Below are 1,638 nucleotides of genomic sequence, written 5' to 3'. Positions count from 1 at the left end.
AGTCAGTGTCGCGTTCCAGGTCGATCGCAGCTTCCGCACCGCCGCACAACTGCACAATCTGCCCGAGCCAATCGTCTATACCTTGGAGAACGCTTTCAGCGACCATCATCCGCTCGATGAATTGCCGTCGGGTTCGGTCGTGAAGCTCATCTATCAGGAAAAAGTAGCTCGCGACGGCAGCTATAACCTGGTGACCGGCGTCGAGGCGGCGCAGATCGAAACCGAGGACCGAATCATGAGCGCCTTTGCCTTTCGCGACGAGCACGGCCAGGCGCGCCTGTTCGACGCCGACGGCCAGGAACTGGGCGCTCCGCAGACCCTGCGTTTCCCGGTCAAGTTCAACTACATTTCCTCGGGCTTCACCTTCCATCGCTACCACCCGATTCTCCACGAGTACCGCCCCCATGTCGGCGTGGATTTAGCCGCGAGCTACGGCACTCCGGTCCAGGCGGTGGCGGACGGACGCGTCGAGTACGCCGGATGGTGCGGAGAGCTGGGGCGATGCGTGCGGCTGGACCATTCGCAGGGCATGGTGAGCATCTACGGCCATCTGTCGCAAATTACGCCGGGGCTGGACCGCGGCGAATCGGTGTCGCTGGGCGAGGTTATCGGGCGCGTCGGGACCAGCGGCCTCTCCACCGGACCGCATCTGCACTTCGCGCTGGAACGCGAGGGTCAATACATCAACCCGCTGACTGAGAATATCGGCGTCAACCACCAGGTGTCGCCGCGGATGCGGTCGCTGTTCGAGCAGTTCAAGGATAACTACCTCACGATGCTCTCGAAGCTGCCCGACCTGGGCGGTCATTTCCACGTTGGCGCTCCGAGCACCCTGAGCGCGCAGGCTGCGACGGGTGGCGAGGGCGCTGCGCATCCGGTGGCCGGGCAGGGCACGCACCGGCGTCATTGGCGTTCGTGGCGCGCTGCACTGGAGCGCTAGTTTTCTGCGCCCGCCGTGGCCCGTTCGGCACTGGATAGCGACTTCTTCGATCTCCCGACGCCCCGTGTAATCGCTCATCGCGGCGCGAGCGGCGAGTACCCCGAAAATACGCTCCCCTCTTTTCGCGCCGCCGCCGAGGCCGACGCGCCGTACTTCGAGCTCGACGTCCACCTGACGCGAGACCGCGTCGTCGTCGTCAGCCACGACGCGAATCTCAAGCGCACCTGCGGCCTCGACGTGGAAATCTCCGACCTGACGCTGGCCGAGCTGAAGCGCGCCGACGCGGGATGGGGGTTTACTACCGCCACTGACAGCGCTGGCGGCGGCGCCGGTGGGTTCCCGTTTCGCGGGCGCGGAATCGAGGTCCCGGCGTTGGCCGAAGTTTTTGCGGCTTTTCCCGAACGGCGCTACATCGTCGAAGTCAAGCAGAGCGTCCCGAGCCTGACGCCGGCACTGCTCGAAGTTATCGAGCGGGCCGGGATGCGCCGGCGCGTGCTGATCGCGAGCGAGGAGCAGGCGCCGCTCGACGAAATACGGGCGCTTGCGCCGACGCTGCCCACCGGATTTCCGTACCATGAGATCGCCGGCTTTATGGTGTCACTGGCGCCGGGGGCCGAGCCCTACCAGCCGCGCGGCGACGCGCTACAGATTCCGCCCGAATACGAGTCGTGGCGGCTGGTGACGCCGCAGAGCGTCGC

General features: G+C 65.7%; 2 protein-coding genes. Both read left to right on the top strand.

Annotation, left to right across the window (positions count from 1 at the left end):
* Positions 1–940, top strand: a 940-nt coding sequence (locus tag VGK20_12720; GenBank protein HEY2774901.1) for a M23 family metallopeptidase, incomplete at its 5' end; no start/stop codon positions are given.
* A 15-nt stretch (positions 941–955) separates the two neighbouring features.
* Positions 956–1,638: glycerophosphodiester phosphodiesterase family protein (locus tag VGK20_12715; GenBank protein ID HEY2774900.1), on the top strand; the 683-nt coding region annotated here is incomplete at its 3' end.

The organism is Candidatus Binatia bacterium, assembly GCA_036493895.1.
Lineage (GTDB): Bacteria > Desulfobacterota > Binatia > UBA1149 > CAITLU01 > DATNBU01.
Note: the sequence above shows the minus strand (reverse complement) of the source record. Positions and strands in the feature narration are given on the sequence as shown.